The 21,584-nt window shown below is 64.1% G+C and carries 20 protein-coding genes; 5 read left to right on the top strand and 15 right to left on the bottom strand.

Annotated elements, in window-relative coordinates:
• Positions 1-3: 3 nt before the first annotated feature.
• Positions 4-789 (bottom strand): spirocyclase AveC family protein, encoded by a 786-nt coding sequence (locus G6N42_RS03250; protein WP_163725998.1) that lies wholly within the window; start codon positions 787-789, stop codon positions 4-6.
• Complete coding sequence (locus G6N42_RS30895) at positions 786-947, bottom strand: hypothetical protein (RefSeq protein ID WP_174262002.1); 162 nt, start codon at positions 945-947, stop codon at positions 786-788. The genes G6N42_RS03250 and G6N42_RS30895 overlap by 4 nt, the downstream gene beginning before the upstream one ends.
• A 119-nt stretch (positions 948-1,066) precedes the next feature.
• Here G6N42_RS30895 and G6N42_RS03245 point away from each other — a divergent pair, with 119 nt between their 5' ends.
• On the top strand, positions 1,067-1,714 hold the full coding sequence (locus tag G6N42_RS03245; protein WP_163725995.1) for a TetR/AcrR family transcriptional regulator: 648 nt from the start codon (positions 1,067-1,069) through the stop codon (positions 1,712-1,714).
• 7 nt (positions 1,715-1,721) lie between these two features.
• Here G6N42_RS03245 and G6N42_RS03240 read toward each other — a convergent pair whose 3' ends face one another.
• The 9 genes from G6N42_RS03240 to G6N42_RS03200 form a co-directional block, all read right to left on the bottom strand.
• On the bottom strand, positions 1,722-2,603 hold the full coding sequence (locus G6N42_RS03240; protein WP_163725992.1) for a mycofactocin-coupled SDR family oxidoreductase: 882 nt from the start codon (positions 2,601-2,603) through the stop codon (positions 1,722-1,724).
• A 26-nt stretch (positions 2,604-2,629) separates the two neighbouring features.
• Complete coding sequence (locus G6N42_RS03235; RefSeq protein ID WP_163725989.1) at positions 2,630-3,901, bottom strand: cytochrome P450; 1,272 nt, start codon at positions 3,899-3,901, stop codon at positions 2,630-2,632.
• The gene (locus tag G6N42_RS03230; protein ID WP_163725985.1) at positions 3,898-5,139 is read right to left on the bottom strand and encodes a cytochrome P450; all 1,242 of its coding nucleotides are present in this window, start codon (positions 5,137-5,139) and stop codon (positions 3,898-3,900) included. Before G6N42_RS03230 ends, G6N42_RS03235 begins: the two co-directional genes overlap by 4 nt.
• A gap of 12 nt (positions 5,140-5,151) precedes the next feature.
• Positions 5,152-6,636: an aldehyde dehydrogenase family protein gene (locus G6N42_RS03225; RefSeq protein WP_163725983.1), complete on the bottom strand. Its 1,485-nt coding sequence runs from the start codon at positions 6,634-6,636 to the stop codon at positions 5,152-5,154.
• Positions 6,629-7,639, bottom strand: a complete 1,011-nt coding sequence (locus tag G6N42_RS03220) for an SDR family oxidoreductase (protein WP_163725980.1) — start codon at positions 7,637-7,639, stop codon at positions 6,629-6,631. Before G6N42_RS03220 ends, G6N42_RS03225 begins: the two co-directional genes overlap by 8 nt.
• 24 nt (positions 7,640-7,663) lie before the next feature.
• Positions 7,664-8,797: a spirocyclase AveC family protein gene (locus G6N42_RS03215; RefSeq protein ID WP_163725977.1), complete on the bottom strand. Its 1,134-nt coding sequence runs from the start codon at positions 8,795-8,797 to the stop codon at positions 7,664-7,666.
• A 1-nt stretch (position 8,798) separates the two neighbouring features.
• Positions 8,799-9,914 carry an ABC transporter substrate-binding protein gene (locus tag G6N42_RS03210; protein ID WP_163725974.1) on the bottom strand — a complete coding sequence of 372 codons (1,116 nt, stop codon included), beginning with the start codon at positions 9,912-9,914 and terminating at the stop codon, positions 8,799-8,801.
• A gap of 61 nt (positions 9,915-9,975) precedes the next feature.
• Positions 9,976-10,821, bottom strand: a complete 846-nt coding sequence (locus G6N42_RS03205) for a CbbQ/NirQ/NorQ/GpvN family protein (protein ID WP_163725972.1) — start codon at positions 10,819-10,821, stop codon at positions 9,976-9,978.
• Between the two features lie 68 nt (positions 10,822-10,889).
• Complete coding sequence (locus G6N42_RS03200; RefSeq protein ID WP_174262208.1) at positions 10,890-12,530, bottom strand: nitric oxide reductase activation protein NorD; 1,641 nt, start codon at positions 12,528-12,530, stop codon at positions 10,890-10,892.
• Positions 12,531-12,658: 128 nt separating this feature from the next.
• On the opposite strand from G6N42_RS03200, the gene G6N42_RS03195 reads away from it, so the two are divergent.
• From G6N42_RS03195 to G6N42_RS03185, 3 genes are all read left to right on the top strand, one after another.
• Positions 12,659-13,633 carry an SDR family NAD(P)-dependent oxidoreductase gene (locus G6N42_RS03195; RefSeq protein ID WP_163725966.1) on the top strand — a complete coding sequence of 325 codons (975 nt, stop codon included), beginning with the start codon at positions 12,659-12,661 and terminating at the stop codon, positions 13,631-13,633.
• Between the two features lie 181 nt (positions 13,634-13,814).
• Positions 13,815-14,369 (top strand): nuclear transport factor 2 family protein, encoded by a 555-nt coding sequence (locus tag G6N42_RS03190; protein WP_163725962.1) that lies wholly within the window; start codon positions 13,815-13,817, stop codon positions 14,367-14,369.
• A gap of 103 nt (positions 14,370-14,472) precedes the next feature.
• The gene (locus tag G6N42_RS03185; protein WP_163686171.1) at positions 14,473-15,816 is read left to right on the top strand and encodes a TetR/AcrR family transcriptional regulator; all 1,344 of its coding nucleotides are present in this window, start codon (positions 14,473-14,475) and stop codon (positions 15,814-15,816) included.
• A 13-nt stretch (positions 15,817-15,829) separates the two neighbouring features.
• Here G6N42_RS03185 and G6N42_RS03180 read toward each other — a convergent pair whose 3' ends face one another.
• From G6N42_RS03180 to G6N42_RS03165, 4 genes are read right to left on the bottom strand one after another with little or no spacing between them, the layout of a single operon-like run.
• The gene (locus G6N42_RS03180) at positions 15,830-16,735 is read right to left on the bottom strand and encodes an SDR family oxidoreductase (RefSeq protein WP_163725960.1); all 906 of its coding nucleotides are present in this window, start codon (positions 16,733-16,735) and stop codon (positions 15,830-15,832) included.
• 3 nt (positions 16,736-16,738) lie between these two features.
• Positions 16,739-17,851, bottom strand: a complete 1,113-nt coding sequence (locus tag G6N42_RS03175; RefSeq protein WP_163725957.1) for an ABC transporter substrate-binding protein — start codon at positions 17,849-17,851, stop codon at positions 16,739-16,741.
• Between the two features lie 26 nt (positions 17,852-17,877).
• Positions 17,878-19,074: a cytochrome P450 gene (locus G6N42_RS03170; RefSeq protein WP_163725954.1), complete on the bottom strand. Its 1,197-nt coding sequence runs from the start codon at positions 19,072-19,074 to the stop codon at positions 17,878-17,880.
• Positions 19,075-19,116: 42 nt separating this feature from the next.
• Positions 19,117-20,184: an NAD(P)H-dependent amine dehydrogenase family protein gene (locus G6N42_RS03165; protein ID WP_163725950.1), complete on the bottom strand. Its 1,068-nt coding sequence runs from the start codon at positions 20,182-20,184 to the stop codon at positions 19,117-19,119.
• A gap of 289 nt (positions 20,185-20,473) precedes the next feature.
• On the opposite strand from G6N42_RS03165, the gene G6N42_RS03160 reads away from it, so the two are divergent.
• The gene (locus G6N42_RS03160; protein WP_163725947.1) at positions 20,474-21,580 is read left to right on the top strand and encodes an NAD(P)H-dependent amine dehydrogenase family protein; all 1,107 of its coding nucleotides are present in this window, start codon (positions 20,474-20,476) and stop codon (positions 21,578-21,580) included.
• Positions 21,581-21,584 lie beyond the last annotated feature (4 nt).

Below are 21,584 nucleotides of genomic sequence, written 5' to 3'. Positions count from 1 at the left end.
GCACTATCTCGGTTGGTTGGGCACGCCGGGGAAGAGTTGCACATCTGGACCAGACGTCACCAGACCCATCTGCTTGGTCACCAGATGGGGCGCGAAAACGGCGCCGTAGAGCACGTTTCCGAGGACGACGACGGCAATGACGGATACGATCGCCGACTGGACTCGCGTCTTCGACAGCTTGTCCGACCACATCTCGATGACATTGCGCCCCTCCGCATCCCGTCGGCCGAGCAGGTACGTGAAGACCATCATCTGGATGCCCATCGCGATGGCGTCGTAGATCGGGTACTGATGCAGCGTGCCCTCGAACAGTCCGAGACCCGGAATCACATAGGCGTAGTAAAAGACTCCAAGCCGCGCGCCGAGGCCGGCGTTGAAGATCAGGGCCCAGCAGAAGCCAACGACGAGACCGACGATCAACAAGGTCTGCGGCTGCCGCCAGTTGAATCGTGCGGACAGCCGCCGCCCGATCGCCGCGCCGGTGACCGCAGGTATGCAGAAATAGCCGATGTACCCCAGCGGCACCGAGGACGGCAGCCCACCCCAGGTCATGTTCAACGGCCACCACGAGGGCATCCGGGGCAGCGCCGGCGGGAACTGCGCGTACATCGCCCAGTCATAGGGCGCTTCGATCCACGAGAACGAGATCGCCGAAATGCACAGCAGAAGCAGCGGGTGCAACCGACCCCGCCGGACACTCAGGTAGATGCCGGCGATCACGAACAGGATGCCGCTGCCCCAGCCGAACGCGTTGGACGCAATCAGCAGCGGCGTCATCTCGGTGTTCACCGGTCAGCCTCGTCTGCTGTCTGCTCTTCGCGCGAGCGCTCATCGTCTGCTGTCTGCTCTTCGCGCGGGCCGCGCGCCTCGGGGTCGAAGTAGATCACCGCACCGAATATCACGACAATCAGCCCGAACAGAGTGCCCAGCATGATGAGTTGGCCCACAAGCGCGTCCCTTCAGCGATCAAGCGATCGGTAATAGTGGACACTATTACCAGGGCTCAGGTCAAGGACAGCTATCGTGGAGTGCCACTAGCCGCGCAGCGCGGGGAGAGTGAGAAGCCGTGCCGCAGCGTGGGTCACCGGGAAAGCAGACCACCTCGACGACGCGCCGCCCGCGCGGAGAGGCACGCAGGCTGCTGCTCGACGCCGCGCGCGATCTGTTCGCACGCCAGGACTACCGCGCCACGACCACGCGTGAGATCGCCGAAGCCGCCGGGGTCACCGAGTACTTATTGTTCCGCCACTTCGGTTCGAAAGCCGGGTTGTTCCGCGAAGCACTGGTCCTGCCGTTCACGAACTTCGTCGACGACTTCGGCAAGACCTGGCAGGCCGTCGTGCCCGAAGAGACCGACGAAGAGGAATTGTCCCGGCAGTTCGTCGGGCGTCTCTACGACGTCCTCGTCGAGCACAAGGGCCTTCTGCTGACCCTCGTCGCCTCCGACGGCCTCAGCGAGGAGGAGATAGAGGGTGCCGGGATCACCGACATCCGCCGAGCGCTGACGCTGCTCGGCCAGATCAGCGGCGAGGGCATGCGCCTGCGCGGACTGCATTCGGGTCACCCCGATCTGCCCGCACATTCAACGGTCGCGATGATCGTCGGCATGGTCGCGCTACGGTCGACGTTCTTCGGAAATCGCCCGCCGTCTCGCGAGGCGATCGTCGACGAACTCGTCCAGGCGATCCTGCACGGGTTCCTGCATCGCCCGTAGGTGCTGCCTATCCCCCAGGTCCGTTGGGCCACTTGAGCAATGAGCCGGCGTCGACCCGGATCTGCTGGCCGGTGATGTAGCGGCTGTCATCGCTGGCCAGGAACACCCCCAGTTTCGCGATGTCCTCGGGTTCGATGTACGGGATCGGCATGGCCTGGAAGATGGTGAACAACGGCTCGGCGTCTTCGCGGGTGGCCTGCTTGCCCTCTTGGGTGAGGTCAGGCCGGAACATGCTGTACATGCCGTCGTTCTGCAGCAGGTGAGTGTTGCAGTTGGTCGGGTGGATGCAGTTGACGCGGATCATCCTGTCCGCGAGCGCCATCGACATCTCCTCGACGTACTCGATCAACACACGCTTGCTCCAGCCGTAGCCTCTGCCGCCGGGACCCATGTTCGGGTTGTCGGTGGTGCCACGGATCATTCCGGCGGTCGACCCGGTGATGATCACCGAGGCACCGTTGGGCAGATGCGGGACGGTGACCGCGACCGTATTCATCACACCGAGCAGGTCGACGTCGCTGGCATCGACGAACGACATCGCGTCGAAGGCTCTACCCATGGCCATCGGCAGAATGCCGGCGTTCGCGACGACGATGTCGATCTTGCCGAGGTCGGCGACCCCCGCCTCGACGGCGTCGCGCAATTCGTGACGCTCCCGGACATCGGCAATGCGGGCGACGACGCGGCGTCCGGTCTCCTTGACCGACCGCTCGGTTTCCGCGAGATCGTCGGGAGTCGCCAACGGATAGGGGTTGGACGGGATGTCGCGGCAGATGTCGACCGCGATGATGTCGGCGCCCTCCTTGGCCATCTCGATCGCGTGTGCCCGACCCTGACCGCGGGCCGCACCGGTGATGAAAGCGACCTTGCCGTCAAGCTTTCCGGTCATCTCGTACTCCTTGAATGCTGGCGAAGCTATGGGTTCGGAGTGTATTCCACATGCAGCGCCGTCAGGCCGCGCATGATGAATGTCGGTTCGTACCCATACTTTCGATCGTCGGCCGGCCCGTGCATCTCCTCGGAGATGCTGATGTCGGCCATCCGGTCGAGGATCCGATTGACCGCGATGCGCGCCTCCGCCCGCGCCAACGGCGAGCCGGGGCAGGAATGGGGACCGCGCCCAAAAGCAACATGCTCGCGCACGTTGGACCGGTCGTGCTTGAACTCATTCGGGTCCTCGAACTTGCGTGGATCGCGGTTGCTCGCGCCGGGCAGCATCATCAGGATCGTCCCGGCGGGCACGTCGTAGTCCCCGATGGTCGTCGACGTCCGGGCCAGCCGGAAGTGGCTCTTGACGGGGCTTTCCATCCGCAGGCACTCCTCGAGAAACGCCGGGATCTGCGAGCGGTCGTCGCGAAGGGACTTCTGAATGTCCTGCCGTTCGCCGAGCACCCGCATCGCCGTGCTCACCAGTTTCGTCGTCGTGTCGGTACCGGCTGCGAACAGGAACGTCGCGAGCTTGACGACCTCGTCCACCGGCGGCACCGACCCATCCGGGTACGTCGCGGCGGCGAGTTCGGTCAGCACGTCCTGTCGAGGCTCCCGACGCCGGTCGGTGATGTACTCCGTGAACTTCTCATCCAGCCACATCAGCGGGTTGTGCGCGACGGTCTCACCTTGGTTGCCGTCGACCTCGCCGAGGGGCTCGGCGCCCATCATCTGCTTGAACTCCTGATGGTCTTCCGCCGGGACGCCGAGTAGATCGGCGATCACCAACAGCGCCAACGGTTTCGCGAAGTCCTCCATGAACTCGCACGAACCGCGGTCGATGATCTTCTCGAGCTGCTGGTCGACCAGACGCCACATGAACTCTTCGTTCTCGCTGAGCCGCTTCGGCGTGATCAGCCTGCTCAGCAATCCACGTGTCTTCTGATGTTCGGCGGCATCCATGGTGACCACGTGCTCCGCCATCGGAATCGCGTCGCGGTGTTCTTCGATGAGGGCGCTGATGTCGTCCCCTTCCGGGGTGAACGGCAACGGCGGAAACGGACCTGCCACCGCGACACACGACGACATCGCCGGATCCTTGTACGCGGCGAGCGCTTCTTGGTGCCCCGTCACCGCCACTACGCCGTACGGTGTCGCCCGCTGCACAGGACACTTCGAACGCAGCTGGTCGTAATACGTGTAAGGGTCGGGGATCAGCGACATGTCGGTGAAGTAGTCGATCGACTCGAGATCGCTCATCGCGCGTGCTCACTTCCTGCCGGCTGCGGATCGAACAGCACCGGTACCGACGTTGGTGACCGGAACACCTGCCCCCTGACATGCGGGTCATCACCGTCGGGATCGAGCCGCAAATTCGGCAGCCGGTCCAGCAGAAGATTGATGGCCGTTCGCATCTCGAGGCGAGCGAGATGCATACCGAGACATACGTGGACACCGTGGCCCCACGCCAGGTTGCTCTTCTGCTGACGGAAGATGTCGAACTTGTTGGGGTCCGGGAACCGGTCCTCCTGGTGGGTCGCCGACCCGAGCATCGGCATCACCGTCGCGCCTGCGGGAATCGACACCCCACCGAGCACCGTGTCTTTGGTCGCCACACGGGTGATCGTCAGCAACGGCGGTTCCCACCGCACGCCCTCCTCGATCGCCTGCGGAAGCAACGAGCGGTCGGCGCGAATTGCCTCGAGCTGGTCCGGGTTCGACAGCAGCGCGAGGAGCAGGCTGCCCAGCGAGCGGTAGGTCGTCTCGACACCGGCCGGCAGCAGGAGCCGGAGGAACGAGAAGATCTCCTCGTCACTGAGTTTCTCCCCGTCGATCTCGGCGGCGGCGAGCGCACTGATCAGATCCTCACGTGGGTCGGCCCGGCGGGCTTCAAGGATCGGCGCGAAGTATTCACACAGCGCAGCCGAGGCTGCAAGTCCCCGTTCGGGATTCATCAGCCAGCTCAACAGCGAGATCGACCACCGTTGGAACTGGGGATAGTCTTCCTCGGGCAGTCCGAGCAGACCGGCGATGATCTGGCTCGGATAGTCGAAGGTGAACTCCTTGACCAGATCTGCTCTGCCGTTGGGCGCGAACTTGTCGATCAGGCCGTTGGCGACGCGACCGACCAGCTCGTCCTCCCACCGTGCCAACGACTTCTGCGCGAACGCTTTCGAGACGAGGCCGCGAAGCCGACCGTGGATCGGCTCATCCATGCCGAGCATCACCCCTTCGCCCAGCACCGGACCGAAGGCCGCGATGACGGCGGACGACGAGAACGTCTCGTTGTCGCGCAGCATCTGCTGGACGTCCTCGTGGCGATACACGATGAACATCGGCAGCGATTCTTCGTGCGGCAGAGCACCGGACGTTTCGAGGCGCTGCACCGGCTCTTCGCGGCGGATCCGCGCCAACTCCGTGTACGGGTCACGGACGTCGCCGGAGATGGCGTCGTCAAACGCCCCGAAGTCCTCGAGGTCGTCGAATAGATCGGACAAGTGCTGCTCCTCCTACTGGGCTGGGTAGGCCACCGATTTCACTTCGGTGTACTGGCTGAATCCGGCAATGCCGTTCTGACGGCCGACGCCGCTGTCCTTGTATCCGCCGAACGGGGTGTCCGCGCCGTATCCGGCGGTTCCGTTGAGGCCGATGAAGCCGGCGCGCAGACGGCGCGCGACGGAGAGCGATCGGTCAAGCGAACTCGACATCACGTTTCCGGCGAGTCCGTATACGCTGTCGTTGGCGATCCGGATGGCATCTTCTTCGTCCTCGTAGGGAATGACGACGAGGACGGGGCCGAAGATCTCTTCCTGGGCGATGGTCATCGAATTGTCGACATCGGTGAAAAGCGTTGGGTTGACCCAAAATCCCTTGTCGTATTGCTCTGGCGGCTCGGTGCTGCCAACCAGCATGTTCGCGCCCTCGTCGACACCCTTGCGGATGTAGCCCAGGATGCGCTGCTGCTGCTTGGCAGAAATCACCGGACCACAGATCGTGCCCGGATCCTGCGGATCACCCGCCTTGATGTTCTCGTAGATGCCACGAAGAATCGCGACCCCTTCGTCGTAGCGGGACCGCGGCAGCAGCATCCGCGTCGGGGCCGCGCAGCCCTGGCCCGCGTGCATGAGAGGACCGATGCCGATCAGGCAGGCGGTGTTGAAGTCCGCGTCCTCGAGCACGATGGTCGCCGACTTGCCACCGAGTTCGAGGAACAGACGTTTCATCGTCGCCGCGCCCTTCTCCATGATTCGCTTGCCCACCACGGTGGACCCGGTGAACGAGATCATGTCGACCTTCGGTGACAGGGTGAGTTCCTCGCCGACGAAATGATCCGAGGCGGTCACCACACTGACCACACCCGCTGGGATATCGGTCTTCTCGGCGATGAGACGACCGAGCCGGGTGGCGTTGAACGGTGTGTTCGGCGCGGGTTTGAGTACCACGGTGTTACCCGTCGCCAAGGCCTGACCGAGTTTGTTGATCGTGACCTCGAACGGGAAGTTCCACGGCACAATCGCACCGACCACGCCGACGGGCTCGTGCCACACCTTCCGCCTGGTGTTGACGCCGGTCACCGACACGACCTTGTCGCCGAGATCGGTTTCCCACTCGAAGCTGTCGATCAGCCTGGCGGGATACTTCAGGCCGTCCTCCAGCGGAGCATCCAGGTGCGGACCGTGCGTGACCGCTCGCGGTGCCCCGACCTCGAGAATGAGCTCCTCACGCAATTCCTCGAGCTCGCTTTCGATCGCCTCGTGCAGCTGCAGCAGGCAACGCTTGCGAAGCTCCCGATTGGTCGACCAGTCGGTCTCGTCGAAAGACCTTCTCGCAGCATCGATCGCGCGGTTCATATCGGCCTTCGACGCGTCCGCGACCTCGCCGAGAACGTCTTCGTTGGCTGGGTTGATGTTGGTGAAGGTACCGGCTTCACCTTCGACGAGCTTGCCGTCGATCAGCATCCTCGACTCGAATCGAACCGCAGTGGCTTCAGTCATTGCTCTCACTCCCTTGGTCGGAGACGGCGGCCGCTCGTCGCGCCGCGCGGTCAGCCAAACGCTGCATCAGTGGTTGCGGAATGATCTTGGTAGCCAGGACCATTGCCCGTTGCGTGCCCGTCAATGGCCAGGCCCCGTCGCGCATCGTGCCCTGCCGCGGGATTCCCATGACCAGGCGGGACATGTGATGCATACCCGCCGCGGGCAGAATCCTGTTGGACACCAACAGCATCGAGGCATCCGGCCCGACACCGTGGCGCCGGAACGAAGCCGTGTCGCTTAGAGCCTTGAGCAATCCGTCAGCGAACTTTTCCGGTGGCCGCGCGAGCTTCATCGCAAACCGACCGCGGGTGTTCACGGTGTTGTGGATACGCGCGTACGGTCCGCCGAAGTTCCGGTCGTCAGTCGTGCCGGCGTCAGTGATGATGTCGGTGTCGTAGGTCCCGCTGACCAGGATCGTGACACCGAGCCCGAACGGTGCGATCTCCCCGGCCATCGACTCACCCCATCGCTCGAGCGCGCCCTTGGCCGCTGAGTACGGGGCGATTCCCGGCTGACCCCTGACGCCACCGGCACTGGATACCAGCACGATTCGACCTGTGCCCGCGGCGCGCATGGCGGGCAGGAGCGCCTTGGTCAGCTCGACCGGGCCCAACACATGCGTGGACAACATGTTCTGCCACAGCTCCATGTCGGCCTCTTCGACCATGCCCGCAGCCGAGATGCCGGCGTTGTGCACCACCGCATAGGGCGCGCCGACCGTTTCCAATATCGACTTGGCGGCCGCCGCGACCGACGCGCTGTCGGTCACGTCGAGCTGCACGCCGATCAACCGGTCGTCGTCGGCGCCAGCACCGGTCGCCGCACGCAGCAGCGGCATTCCGCGATCAGGCGTCCGCATTGCCGCGACCACGCGCCACCCCTCGCGATAGAGGCGCACGGTCGATGCGAAGCCGAGACCACGTGACGCTCCGGTGATGACGACGCTGCGAGGCTCAGTCATCGGCTGTTCTTCGCGCAAGCGCCATCACCCGTCGGCCGTTTCGGTCGCGCATCTCATACTCTTCGATCCCAGCTCCACGTCGGTGTTGCGGGACGGCCCCTGCTGCCAGGTGGACCACTTGCCGACCGAGTACGGCCCTTCGGCTCCGTTCGCCCGGTAATACCCTTGCGGGTCGTACACCTTTGCCTCCGGATACGGCCACGGACACGCGACGGAGGTGGCAAGCCCGCTGGCCTTGATCGCCCAGAACCAGCCGCCGTAGGCGAAGTACGACACGTTGATGATCACGAACATCACCAGGAACGTGCCGAGCACCGGCTTTTTCGGGAAGAGCCTGGCCTTCGCCGCGAGCTTCTCCGCCACCGACTTTCCCGTGTCGTCGCGGTACACCAGGATGGCTGCCGGGATCATCACGAACGTCACCGACAGTGACTCCCAGAGCAAGGGGAACTGAAAGGTGCTTCCCGGGAACAATGTTCCGAACGGGATCGCCTGCGAATAGATGTACAGCCCCGTGCGCACCAGGCTGATCTCCAGCATCGCGTCGAAGATGAAACCGATCACCAGCACCAGCCCGCCCAGGCTGAGCAGCGGGTGCCGGCTCACGAACGATTCCGGTCCGCGCTTGGCCTGCATCTTGCGAAGAATCCAGATCGCCGGGAAGTAGGGCCCGAAGTAGAACGTGACGTATCCGAACACGATGAACGGCTCGACGGTCGGCGACATCATGATCAGATACCAGTTCTCCGGCCAGTGCATCAGCGCCGGGTTGTACACCGCGTACGGTGACCAGTTCATGATCGGGTCCTGCCACACGATCAACGTCGTGACCAGGACCATCAGCAACACCGGACTGCCCGGATTTCTGCGCCAGCCGATGATGAAGACGATGGTCAGCACCACGACCATGATCAATGCGCCGACCTGCGGGATGATCTGCCAGTGATCGAATCCTGTCAGGAACTCGACCGGCCGGGGCCGTCCCTCGACGTTCGGGTTCGCCACCCGCGGGTCGACTGCAGTACGCCCGACTACGAGGAACAAACCGAGGAAGCCGAGCCATGCGAACAGGGCGATGACGCGCCCCCAATTAGGGCCCGTGCGAGCCGAATCCGGCGATTTCGGCTCGGTTTCAAGCGGTTTCGATTCAGTGGTCATGTCATTCCTCCCCGAATCGGTCGACCAGATGCGAATTGACGCCGTCGGCGTCTAGAGTCCGGGCGACGAGGTACCCCGAGCCCATCCATGCCCGGCGGGTCCACTTGCCAAGGGACACCCGGGTTCCCGGTGCTCCGGAGGCGGCGGGCATCATCTTGACCCGCTCTAGCGCCTCTTTCACACCGCGCGGGCTCAGCGGGTGGGCATCGGTGAAGGCGCGCACCAGCGTCGCGGCGACGTCGCGGTTCACCACCGTCACACAGAATTCGGGACGACTACCGTTGTATTTCTCGGCGTAGCGGTCCAAAAAGTCTTGACCGATGGGGTTTTCCTCGTCGTATTGGTCGACCCCGACCCAGCCCATGAACGCGTTCCACATGATCGGGTTCACCCATGCGTTTTGGAACGCGGTGGTGGTGAACCTCGGCGGATCCCAGCCCACCGCCTCGAGCGCCGGATTGACGAAGACGATGCCGAATCCGAAGCCGAGGTGCACGATCGCTTCGGCTTTTGCCTCGTGCAGGGTGCGCACCGCGTCGTTGATGTCCTGCGCAGTCTGGGCAATCGTCGCCTCGGCGACAATCCGAATGCCCTTGCGACGACAAGCACTCCGCAGGTTCTTCAGATAGCTCTCTCCGATGAGGCTCTGCTCGACCAGGACGCCGATCTCGTTGAGGCCGCGTTTGGCGACGAGGTCCGCGATGAAGATCGGTTCGTCGGTCATCGACCCCTGGGGGAAGGCGAACGTCCACTCGCCGAGCCAGTCGTCGGTGCCGGTGACGCTGATGGCGGGAACCTTGAAGCGCTCTTCGATCGCCTCACGCATCGGCACGCAGTTGTCGGTGATGTTGGGGCCGAAAACGACGAGGCAGCCCTCGTCGACGAGCTCGGAGTAGGCGTCGATGACCGCCTTCACCGAACCCTTTGGCAGACCCTCGACCTCGCGGTAGATCATCTGCACCGGCCGATCCATCAGGCCCTGTTCAACGGCTTCCTCGAAGATCAGGTCGAAGCACTGCGTGAACGAGGCCAGCAGGTCCTCCGGAAAGCCCGGCGGCAACGTGAAATCCATCAGGTAGCCGACCTTGATCGGCTCAGCCGTGCTCTCGTAGGACATCTGACCTCCCTCGGGGTCGACCTAATATTTGTTCAGACCCTAGCTGGGGCGCACAGAGCCGTCAATCAACGGCAGGAGCGCCCAGGTAGACGTCGATCATTTCGTTGAGACCGCGGCTGACCGACGCGTCGTCGGTCAGGGGTCCCGCGATCGCAGCCCTGGCCGCATCACGCATGGTCAGACCTTCGACGATGAGCCGCCCCGCGGCAATGAGCACCCTCGTCGACGCGACCTCGCGCAGCCCACCGGTCTCGAGCCGCCGAATCGCCTGCCCGAATTTCACGAGCTCGACGGCGGTCGCATGATCCACACCCGATTCGTGCGCGACGATGCCCTCTTCGACGTCCGGCTCAGGAAACCCGAACTCGATGGCGACCATCCGCTGCCGCGTAGAGTCCTTGAGGTCCTTCAGGACGCTCTGGTAGCCGGGGTTGTACGACACGACCAGGCCGAACCCCGGCGCTGCGTCGAGGGTGATGCCCAGGCGCTCGATCGGCAGTTGTCGCCGGTAGTCCGCGAGTGGGTGCAGGACCACAGTGGTGTCCTGACGGGCTTCGACGACCTCGTCGAGGTAACAGATCGCTCCCTCCCGCACCGCGTGGGTCAGCGGCCCGTCAACCCAGACCGTCTCATCGCCGCGAAGCAGGTATCTGCCGACCAGATCGGCGGTGGTGAGGTCGTCGTGGCAGGCCACGGTGATCAACGGTCGACCGAGGTCGTGCGCCATCGCTTCGACGAAGCGGGTCTTGCCGCACCCGGTGGGCCCCTTGAGGACCAGCGAAAGTCCCTGGCGATACGCCGCTTTGAACACGGCCTCCTCGTTACCCACCTGCCGGTAGTAGGGGCGCGACTCGTCGGCCGGTTGCATGGCGCCATTCTGGTACGCAATCCCGGGCTCGGTGCCCATAGCGCCCCTTTCGTCACCCGCGTCCTTGCGGTGGATCAGAGAGTAGCCGGAACAGATGTTTGTTTCAATCACGAGACCCGGCGCCGCACCTCTGCGGAACGGACGGCCGACCTGAAGAGCGGGCCGACGATGCCCGTCAGTTGCTCTGGTCGGGCGATCGTGGCGTGCGCGGTGCTTCCGAAGACCTTCTTCAACACTCCGACATCGGTACCTGCGCCCACGGTCAGGCATACGCAACCGGTCCCCCGTCGGCGAGCTTCCGTCAACGCGCGTCGTGCATCTGCCGCACCGTAGGCACGCTCGTAACCATGGTCGTAAGCCAGACCATCGGAAACCACGACCAGCAGCCGTCGTGATGTCCCGCCCCGCGTCTCGAGAACGGCCGAACCGTGCCGGATGGCCGCGCCGAGGCGTGAATACGCTCCCGGCTCGAGGCTGTTCAATCGTCGAATCACCCCCGCATCGAGATGGTCGTCGAATCTCTTGACGGGCAACATGTTCACCGCACCACGCCCCTGCGAGTTGTAGGCGTACAGCGCGACACGATCGCCCAGGTCGTGCAGGGCGACTGTGAGATCGGTGATCACCGCCCGCTGCTGCTGATGGACCGTTCGCCCCACGGTTCCCGGTTCCGCAGTCGATCCGGAGACGTCGAGTAGCAGTAGCACGGACAGGTCACGCTGGCGCCGCAGGCTGTCGAGGTAGACGTTCTCGTCGGGAACCGACCCGGCTCTCACTTCGACGCGCATCTCGACTGCTGCGTCGATATCGATGTCGTCGCCTTGGGGCTGCCGATGGCGACGATGCAGGCCCATGCCGAGGCGAGCCAGCGGACGCCGCACACCGATGGCACCGTCGATCGCATCGGCCGCCGATGACTTGATCCGTGGCTCGATCTCGCGCACGGTGCACCATTCCGGCCGATAGCTCTTGCGGTCGGCGTCCCACTCCGGGTACTTGTACCCGCTTGCCGCGATGTCGGCGACGTCCTCCCCTGCAGCAGTCGCCGTCGACGACACTGCGAGGGCCCCGCGATTGGCCGAGTCGGTGCGGTGGGTCGGCGAGTCGGCACCTGGCGGACCGCCGCCGCTGCCTCCGGTCTTGCGTGCCGACGACAACATCTTCTTCAGCCACTTGCCGATGAACCCGCCCCCGCCGACGGGATTGCTGAACAGGTCGGGATCGTCGCTGTCGTCGACCTCGCCGTCATCGAGTTCTTCGAGCGCCTCCTTGCTGTCGCGCCGTGGAACATGTGCTGCGTGGTCCACCTGTTCGGCGGCCCGATTGCCGGCCGCCAACAACCTCTTGGCACGCACAACCCCCCACCGCGCCGGCGGTTCATCGAGCGGATCTTTACCCGACGCTAGGGCCAGCGACGATTCGGGCGAGTCGCTACGGCTCGCGGTTTCGGGATCGGCCAACGCGCACAGCACGCCGGGGAGCACGTCCCGGTTGGCAGCCAGTGCACGATGCCCCTCGACGGTCAGGTAACGCTTGGCCACTCTGGGATGCCGGACCAGTGCACCCATGATGTCGGGGGCCAGGCTGTCGGCCGCGATCAGTGACGCGTGCACCGCCACCGATTCCAGATTCTCGCGGGGACGTGCAGAAGGATCGACGAAAACAGTCTGTCCGTCGGTCCACGAAGGCTCATCCGGATCGACAGCCGCCACCGCGAGGGGCCGCCCGGCGAGCGCGGAGGCCAACATGCCCAGCGCCTGCAGTCGGTCACCATCGGCGTCGTTCACCCGGACACCTCCCGCCGCCTCCCGTTGACCAAATATCTGTTCCACCGTAAAGTCCGGTCCTGCTGCAGTCAAACAGCAAGGAGTACAGCGTGATCGACTTCGAGGGCCAAGTCACCGTCGTAACCGGCGCCGGCCGTGGTCTGGGCAGGCTGTACGCGCTCGATCTGGCGCGACGGGGCGCGGCGGTGGTGGTGAATGACGTCGGCGGCACGATGCGGGGCGACGGCGCGGACGCGAGCGTTGCGGATCAGGTGGTCGACGAGATCACGAAAGCGGGCGGACGGGCAGTCGCGTCGCATCAGTCCGTCGACAGCCCCGAGGGTGGCCAGGCCATCGTCGACACCGCTCTCGACACCTTCGGGCGGTTGGACGCCGTCATCAGCAATGCCGGCATCTTCAACAGCATCCCGTTCGAGGCGCTCTCCCCCGACGACTGGCGGCAGATGTTGGCTGTGCACCTCGACGGCGCCTTCTACCTGAGCCAGCCCGCATACAAGGTGATGGCGAAACAGAAGTACGGTCGATTCGTCTTCATTTCGTCGTCAGCGGGCAACTTCGGCCAGCCGATGGAAGCGCATTACGCGGCAGCCAAGACCGGCCTCGTCGGACTGTCCAACGTGATCGCAATCGAGGGAGCTGCGCACGGAGTTCTCTCGAATACCGTGCTGCCCACCGGCTTTTCGCGAATGGTCACCGAGACGGTCGGCGACGAGAAGTTCCTCAGGGAGTCGGGCTTCATGCGAGCCATCCGCGCCGAGCTGGTCGTGCCACTCGTGTCGTTCCTGGCCAGCCGCGCATGCGATTTCACCCACCGCAACTACTCGGCATGCGCGGGGCGCTACGCACGCGTATTCACCGGGCTCGGTGAGGGCTGGCTGGCCAACACCGAAACCGAGCCGACCGCCGAGGACATCCTGGCGCACCTCGACCAGGTGTCGGCCACCGACAGATTCATCGTTCCCGACTCGATCGTCGACGAAGTGCTCGAAGTGTGTGACCGCCTCGGCATCAGCGCGATGCCTGACAACGCCGAAGTCGCTTTTCCCGAGCCCACGAAATCGTAGGACCGGCCGTGCAAATCGAGGATCTGCTCACCACGACACGATCGCGGACCTGTACCGCGCGGCCTACGTGGAGAACGTGGGAGGACAGTTGATCGCCGGCCTCATGCAGCGATTTCAGGTTCACCGCCGCCCCCCGCCGAGCCGTCGACGAGGTCGTCGGCATCAATGGATGGGAAGGTAGATGACCGGCGATTCAGAACTACACGAAAGGCTTGCCCGCCTTGAGGATCGCGAGCAGATCCGCGATTGCATGATGCGCTACGCGCGAGGCATGGACCGGCGCGATCGCGCCCTACTGCGGTCCGCCTACCACGATGGGGCCGTCGACGACCACGTCGGATTCATCGGCGAGGTCGACGACTTCATCGATTGGGCCTTCGCCTACCACTCCACGCAGACCCGCTACCAGCACTACCTGCTCAACCACACTGTGGAACTCAACGGCGAGGAAGCGCACGCCGAAACCTACTACCTCTTCGTCGGGACCGACCGCGAACCCGTGAACCACATGACTCTGTCGGGCGGGCGCTACGTCGATCGCCTGGAACGACGCGGCGGACGCTGGGCGATCGTCGACCGGGTATGCGTCGTCGAGTGGAACGCGGAGTCGACGTCGTTCATCACCGACGAGGTGATCGCGATGATGGCGGGCTCCATGAAGGTGGCCACGCACGACACGGCGGATCCCTCCTATGACCGCCCGTTGATCGCATCGCGAGCGGACGCACCCTCGTGAACGGAACGCCCGATTGCGGCGTCCCGGCAGTTCGAACGCCGATCGGTAGGATCTGCTTGCAGTTGTCGAAGCCGACGACGCCAGGAAGGGTACGCAAGTAGCGATGGCCGATGCCGACGCCGTGAGGCGGAGTTCGAGAAGCAGCCGGCCTGCGGGCAAGAAGGGTCAGCGCGCCGCGAAACTCAGCGCCGTCACCGATGAAACGGCAGTCGATGCGACGCGGCGCACGGAGATCCTGAAGACGGCGAACTCCGTCATCGCCGCGTCGGGGCTGCGTACCTCGTTGCAGCAGATCGCCGATGCGGCGGGCATCCTCGCGGGCAGCCTCTACCACCACTTCGACTCCAAGGAAGCGATACTGGTCGAGCTGATCAGGCGCTATCACGCAGACCTGGACCGTGTCGGCGAGTTGGCGCTGAAGCGCCTCGACGAACCGGATCCACGTCCGGTGGCCGAGCAGATCACCGAGCTCGGCTGTGAGATCGCCCGCTGCGCGGTAGAGCACCGGGCCGCCCTGCAGATGTCGTTCTACGAAGGCCCGAGCTCAGACCCCGAGCTGATGGAACTCACGCAGCGCCCCCCGTCGACCATCCAAGCCGCGATGTTGCAGACACTTCGAGCCGGCCGCTGGGGCGGATACATCCGATCCGACCTGGACCTGCCCACCCTGGCCGACCGCGTGTGTCAGAGCATGCTGCACGTCGGTCTCGACGTGATCAGGCACAAGGCGTCGACCGACGAACTGGCCACGCTGAAAAGCCATATCGCGCTTGAAGGTCTCGCAGTCGACCTTCCCGCAGATGCGGATCTGGACAAGTCGAAAGCATTCGCGGCCGCTGAAGACGTGATCCAGAGTTGGGTCGACACCGAGGACGACAGCGACCTCAAGGCGGCTCACGTCCGGGCGGTGGCCCGCGCCGAATTCGGCCGCCGCGGATACGAGATGACCACCATCCGCGACATCGCGTCCGCCGCCGGACTGGGGACCGGCACGGTCTACCGCGTCATCGGTTCGAAAGACGAGCTGTTGATGTCGATCATGCTGGAGTTCGGACACAAGGTCGGCGGCGCGTGGACGGACATCGTGCACACAGAGGCCACGACGATCGAAAAGCTTGACGCCTTGAGTTGGCTGAACATCAATGCACTCGACCAGTTCCCCGACGAGTTCCGAATCCAACTGGCCTGGCTGCGTCATACCCCGCCGGATACATCCAATCCCGCGTGGTCGTTCACGACTCGGATTCGCCAGATGAAAGCCCTGCTCTCCGAGGGCATCCGCGCCGGCGAGATACGTAAAGAGAGTCCCGCTGCGGATCTGCTGGCCCGATGCATCATCGGTGAGCAGTGGATTCCCGAGAACATTCTCCAACAGATCGGCACGCGAAACGCGTTGATCCTGGCCCGAGACACCACGTTGCGGGGCATCAGTGTTCGCGAGGCATGATCTGCGCGCCGAGCTACGACGGCGGCTGTCCATCTGAGAAGGTGCGGTTGTCCCGCAAGGCGCCGAAGCGTGGGATGCCCATCATCACCCGAATCATGTGATGCATCGCCACCGTCGGCATGATCTTGTTGCCCACCATCAACATTCGTGCATCGGGACCGACCGGCCGATGGACGAAGGGCGCGCGACTGTCGAGCGCCTTGGCCAGACCGACGGCGAACTTCTCGGGTGCACGGGCCGCCACCTTCATCGCGTAGCGGCCTCGCTTGTCCATCGTCTTGTGGTGAGGTGCGTAGGGACCGGCGAAGTCACGGGAGTCGGTGGTGCCCTCATCGGTGATGATCGCGGTGTCGTAGGTGCCCGCCACCAGGATCGTCACGCCGATGCCGAAGGGCGACACCTCGCCGGCCATGGACTCACCCCATCGCTCCAGCGCTCCCTTGACCGCCGAATAGGGTGCGGTGGCAGGCATGCCGCGTACCCCGCTTTCGCTCGACACCAGCACAATCCGGCCGCGACCCGCTGCCCGCATCGACGGCAGCAACGCCCGCGTCAGCGCCACCGGTCCGAAAATGTTGGTGGCGAACATTCTCTGCCACAGGTCGATTGGCGTCTCCTCGACCATGCCTGCTGCCGATATCCCGGCGTTGTGCACCAGCCCGTACGGCGCCCCCACGGCGGCCAGAATTTCGGCCGCGGCGTCCTCGACCGACGCCGGGTCCATCAGGTCCAGGCGGACACCGATGAGGCGGTCGTCGTCGTGGGCAGCGCCGGTCGCGCGGCGAAGGTTGCCCAGACCCTCGTCCACCGATCGCATGGCGGCCACCACCGTCCAGCCCTGGCGATAGAGGTGCGACGCAGACGCCAAACCGAGTCCGCGTGATGCGCCGGTGATGACAACGCTCCGCGGTTCAGCCATCGGTCACGCCTCGCCGAACCGGGCCACGAGACGGGAGTTGACACCGTCGGGTTCCAACTCCCGAGCGACCAGGTAGCCAGAGCCCATCCAACCGCGACGGGTCCAGTTCCCGAACGAAATCCTGGTACCTGGTGCGCCGGAGGCGGCCGGCACGGATTTGACCCGCTCGAGCGCCTCCTTGACGCCGCGCGGGCTCAGTGGGTGCGCGTCGGCGACCGCGAGCAGAATCGCCACGGCGACATCGCGATTCACCACCGGCACGCACCATTCCGGGCGTCTACCGGTTCTATTCTTGAATTCGTCGAGGAAGCGCTGACCCACCTGGTTGCCCTCGTCGTACTGGTCGAGACCGGTCCAGCCCATGAACGCATTCCACATCACCGGGTTGATCCAGGCATTCTCGAACGCGGTTCCCGCGAAGCGCGGCGGGTCCCAGTCCAGTTCTGCCAGTGCGGGATTGACGAACACGATTCCGAAGCCGAAGCCGGCGTGCACGATCGCCTGCGCCTTTGCGTCGTACAGCGTGCGCACGGCCTTGGTCACATCCTGGGCGGTCTGAGCGATCGTGACCTCGGCGACGATCCTGATGCCGCGCTGCTGACAGGCTTTTCGGAAGTTCGCGATGTACGCCTCCCCCACCAGCGACTGCTCCATGAGCACCCCCACGTCGGTGTGACCGCCTTTGACCAGCAGATCGGTCCAGAAGATCGGCTCGTCGAAGTGGGATCCCATCGGAAAGGCGAAGAACCACTCTCCCAACGCCTCATCCGATCCCGTCACGCTGATCGCGGGAACCCGGAATTGCTCGTTCAACGCATCCTTGATCGCGACCGCGTTGTCACCGATATGCGGACCGAAGATCACGAGGCAGCCCTCGTCGACCAGCTCCCGATAGGCGTCGATGACCGCTTTCACGCTGCCCTTGGGCAGCCCCTCGACCTCGCGATAGACGATCTCGACGGGCCGGTCGATGACGCCCTTGGCCATCGCGTCCTCGAAGACCATGTCGAAGGGGATGGTGAGGTCGTCACGGTAGTGCTGCGGAAAGTCGTCCGACAACTTGAAGTCCATCAGGTAGCCGATCTTGATCGGCTCAGCTGTGCTCTCGTAAGACATGACGCCCCTGTCCTCGATTCAGAATGCTAAGCCGTGATGATGGGCAATCGACCCCACCCACGGACGCTTGTGGTGTGCGCCATCGCCGCATTGTCCAGGTCGACGTCCCACTCGGGCCACCGTTTCAGCATCTCTTCAAGTGCCACCCGCGCCTGCATTCGCGCCAACGACGAACCCAGGCAGAAGTGCAGGCCCTGGCCGAACGACAGATGGGATCCTGTGCGGTGGATGTCGAAACTCTCGCCGTTCGGAAACTGTCGCTCGTCCCGGTTGGCTGAGCCGTTGAGCAGCAGCATGATCGAGCCCTCGCCGACTGTCTGACCGTGTACCTCGGTGTCCCTTGCGACGTAACGTGCCTGTACCGGTGACGGCGCCTCGAAACGCAGCACTTCCTCGATCGCCCGCGGGATGAGCGAGAAGTCCTCGACGAGCTCGCGCCGCTGGTCGGGATGCTGGGCCAGGAGTTGGCCGATGAAGCCGATCAGCCGGGTGGTTGTTTCGTTGCCCGCCCCGGCGATCATGCTCGTATAGGTCAGCACCTCGATGCGCGTCAGCGGCCTCAGCTCGCCATTCTCTTCGACCTCCGCGTTGAGCAGCTGCGTCATCAAGTCGTCGGAGGGGTGTTCGGCTCGCCATTCGATGTACTCGGCGAAGAGCTGATATGCATTCTCGAAGGCCTCGGCCGAGACTGACCGAAAGTTGCCGTCTTTCAGTCCGATTGACGCGTCGGTGTTGTCCCGGATCTCCTGCTGACCCTGTTCTGGAATGCCGAGCAGATAGCCGATGGTCCGCATGGGAATCAGCGCCCCGAAATCCGTGATCAAGTCGAACGTCGAGGCGCCAGCCAAGGCGTCGAGCGCGCGGACACAATACTGGCGAACCAGATCTTCGATGGCCTCCATCCGCCGCGGCGTGAACACCTTTGACAACACTCGCCGATGGATGTCGTGAATCGGCGGGTCCTCGAAAAGGATCACCCCGGGGGGCACCTCGACGCCGCTCATGATGATGTCGATCGTCGAACCCTTGCCTGACCGGTAGGTATCCCAGTTGTGGAGTTCCCGCGCGACGTCCTCGTAGCGGCTGAGTGCGTAGAAGTTGTACTTCTCGTTGCGATAGAGCGGTGCCTCATCCCGCAGCCGTCTCCAGATCGGATACGGATTGTCATCGATGTCGAAATCGAACGGGTCGTAGTACAGATCGGTGGTGTTCACTTCGGTCATGGGCTGCTCCTCTTGTTGATCATCAGATCTGTTTCCCCTAAATCAGTCGAATACGTTATGTGGCAACGTGTTCGGCAGATCGAGCGAGCTCAGTAGGCCTGCGGGTGCGCGGACGACATAGGGAATCGCATTGACCACCCGCATCGCCGTGGCGGCCATCGCCGCGTGGCCCGCGGCGTGACCCTCAGCGGCGCCGACGTTCATCGCGCAGTGAATGTCGGGATCGCCCTCGATGTCGACGCGATACGTCGCGTCGAACTCCGAGGCGAGCCAATCGGGTGCCACATCGCGCGCCATCCGGATGATGTGTTCGACGACGATCGCTTCCCGGCCGTTGACCACGCCGGCGGCCCTCGTGCTCACCGCGCCGCACGTGCCCGCCTTGATGGTGCCGAACGCCACCTCGATGTCTCTGTCGGTCAGACGGCGGTCGAGCGTCCCGCGCACCTCCTCGACTTCGACGCCCAGGCCGGCAGCTATCAGATATATCGGTGCTCGCCAGGCCATTTCGATGAAGCCAGGTGTCTTCAGAAGGGGTTCGAAGTCCAGCGGATGGCCGAAACCCATGCCATTCATCATCACGTCGGCTACCGGATAGTGGTCGTTGAGTGCGACCTCGGTCACCTTGAGACAGCGGATCTTCTTCGATTGCGTGGCCAGCATCAGGGCCAGCTGATCTGAGCCGAATCCGGGAAAGATGCCGGATGCGTAGAACGACGCGTTTCCCGCCTTGGCCGCGGTTTCCATCTGCTCGCGCCATTCCGGCGAGTAATAGGCGGGTGGATACACCATGCTGGTTGAGGACGTCGAGACGACGTTGATTCCCGAGTCGAGCAGCTTGACGTAGTCGGGCACCGCCCCCGCGTCGCGGTCCGGTCCGCTGGCGGCATACACCACGCAGTCAGGCCGCAGCGCGATGAGCGCGTCGGCGTCGTTGGTCGCAGCGATACCGATCGGGTCGATGCCGGCGAGCACTCCGGCGTCCTGGCCGACCTTGTCCGACGAATGCACCCACACGCCGACGAGATCGAGATCCGGTCTGCCCTGAATCGCGTCTATCGCAATCGATCCGACGCCTCCAGTCGACCAGACCACGGTCCTCAATGTCATGGTTGTCCCTTTCGATCGCGACGTTCGGACGCCATGACGGCGCGTTGCAGGTCGGGCCGTGATGTACCCGGCGGCCTCGCAATCGCGGCCGTCAGGATGTGCGGGGCCGGATGATGACCGGCATCGGAGGCGGGCGCGCACATGTCGAGCCGAAGGGTGAACATTCAGCGCCGGATCGGGGACGGGGTGGTCACGCCGACCGACTATAACCTAAGATTTGTTCTGTTCCGCTGTAATAGTGGTTACTATTCTAAAACGGGTCCGGGCGCTCTCCATGAGGAGGAAAAGAATGACAGCAGGCAAGCACCGCGTCGTCGTCTGGTCGACGGGTGGCATTGGATCGATCGCGATCCGCGCCATCAACGAACGTCCGAACCTCGATCTCGTCGGGGTGTGGGTCCACTCCCCTGAAAAGGACGGAATGGATGCGGGCGAACTCGCCAACGGCGAACCGATCGGGTTGGCGGTCACCACCGACGCGGACGCGCTCATCGCGCTCAAGCCCGACTGCGTCATCTACGCCGCGAGTGGGCCCGAACGCGATGCGCTGGCGATCCCCGACTACGTGAAACTGCTCAGCGCCGGAATCAACGTCGTGACGACGAGCACCACGAGGCTGGTCAACCCACATGCCTACGAGCCGGCCGAGTGGCGTGATCAGCTCGCCAGCGCCGCGAAGGCGGGTCAGGTGTCGTTGTATGCCTCGGGTATCGAACCCGGCTTCGCCGCCGATTACCTTTCGCTGGTACTGAGTACGCAGTCGTCCCAAATCGAGAAGATCCATGCCTACGAGATCGGTCTCTACGACGACTACGGCGTACCCGACATCATGAGTGACGCAATGGGATTCGGCCGTCCACTCGACTACGAGCCATGGATCGCCATGCCAGGCGCCATCGAAGGCGAATGGCAAGGGCAGATTCGGATGGTCGCCGATGCACTTGGCGTGGAGGTCCAGGAGATGCGCTCGACATTCGACCGCGCGGTGACGGAACGGACGCTCGACGTCGCGATGGGCACGGTCGAGGCGGGCACGTGCGGCGCATTGCGGATGCAGGCCATCGGTGTCGTCGATGGACGCGAGGCCATCGTCATCGAACACGTCACCCGGCTGGCTCCTGACGTCGCGCCGGACTGGCCGACATTGCCGAACGCCCTCGGCTATCGCGTGGTCATCACCGGCACACCGGACATCGACTGCACGTTCGACGTGACACTTCGCGATCGCAAGAAAGCCGGGATCGAAAGCATGACGTCCGGAGCGGGTGCGATGGTGGCCACGGCGATGCGGGTGGTCAACGCCGTGCCGTACGTGGTCGATGCACCGCCGGGCCTGGTGAGCTCCGTCGGCCTGCCTCTCACCATTCCCAAGGGAGCGTTCAGGACCCAGGGCTGAGGGC

It is taken from the genome of Mycobacterium gallinarum, from assembly GCF_010726765.1.
Classification (GTDB): domain Bacteria; phylum Actinomycetota; class Actinomycetes; order Mycobacteriales; family Mycobacteriaceae; genus Mycobacterium; species Mycobacterium gallinarum.
This window is presented reverse-complemented; position numbering and strand designations above follow the sequence as displayed.